Genomic DNA, 1136 nt, shown 5'->3' with positions numbered 1-1136 from the left:
AGATCTTGGTCGTGATCAATCAACAGGATACGCCACCCTTTCTACCTCCTCCCATACACCAGAAGTCACCATAGCTCTGAAGGCATCACAGAACTGCTGGCTGAGGTCGAAGCTGCCATAGCCCGCGGGAAGCCAATACTGTTTCAAGGTGCTACTGAGGGGCGGTATTTTTGCTCTGGTTTCGATCTGGCTACATTGGCCTTGCTGCCTGAGAAGGAGCTTCGCCGGGCTTTCGCCGATTTTTTCCGCCTGGGCCGGGTGGTGTTCACAGCCCCTGTACCGGTTGCAGTGTTGGCAAAAGGACATGCCATTGGTATTGGTGCAACTCTTTTACTTGCGGCTGATCAAGCGTTGATTGCAGCACGGGCCAAACTTCGTTTTCCTGAAACGATGCTCGGCCTAGGTCTGTTCGCGGACATGGCCGGGGTGATAGGCCACCGCTCCACCGGTCGGCTGGCAGAGCGGATGTTGATGCAGGCCGAGCCATTAACCGGTATGCAGGCGGTCACCTGTGGGCTGGCCGACAGTCTAGCCGAAGATTCCCCCGGTCACCCCGAAGACCTTTTTACCGGTATTGCCCCTGGCCCTTCGAGATTGGCCTGGGCTCAAGCAAAGCTTCTATGTCGTGCGGATGTGTTGCATGTTCCAATCGAGCATCAGCTCGATTCTTTCTTCGTGCACTGGGAGACATCTCTCGCGGCGGACATGTCCTAATCTAATGCTGGTATGGTCAAGCTTTGCACTAACTGTTCCGGATCTGAGAGGAAAAATTGTCATGCAGCCAACGGTCTACATGTCCAAAATCAGACACGCCTGGTCTTAACAGTTTGTAACCGGTGAGGAGGGCCTTGTCGGTACTAATCGGTGCTGTTGGAGTTGGAATAAATGGTAAGCGCACATTTAAAGTACTGGTGATAAAAGGAAAGCTTGCTATCTGCGGTTATCCCGTGATCCATGCGGGGCAGCTTGGAACGGCCTCCGAAGCCAAAGGTCGCAGGTTCGAATCCTGCCGGGCGCGCCAGAATCCGAGGGTCCACGGTAGCACCGTGGACCCTTTTTCGTGTGCGCCAGGCATGGCGCGCAGCGCCTTACTGGCGCTGTTCCCGAGGGTGGTGCCTCGGGATGACTTGGGGGTG

General features: G+C 55.5%; 1 protein-coding gene. It reads left to right on the top strand.

The window, feature by feature from the left end; all coding sequences use genetic code 11:
- Positions 1-18: 18 nt before the first annotated feature.
- Positions 19-714, top strand: a complete 696-nt coding sequence (locus H1D44_RS20675) for an enoyl-CoA hydratase/isomerase family protein (protein WP_181517148.1) — start codon at positions 19-21, stop codon at positions 712-714.
- Positions 715-1136 lie beyond the last annotated feature (422 nt).

It is taken from the genome of Billgrantia kenyensis, assembly GCF_013697085.1.
Taxonomy (GTDB): domain Bacteria; phylum Pseudomonadota; class Gammaproteobacteria; order Pseudomonadales; family Halomonadaceae; genus Halomonas; species Halomonas kenyensis.
Note: the sequence above shows the minus strand (reverse complement) of the source record. Positions and strands in the feature narration are given on the sequence as shown.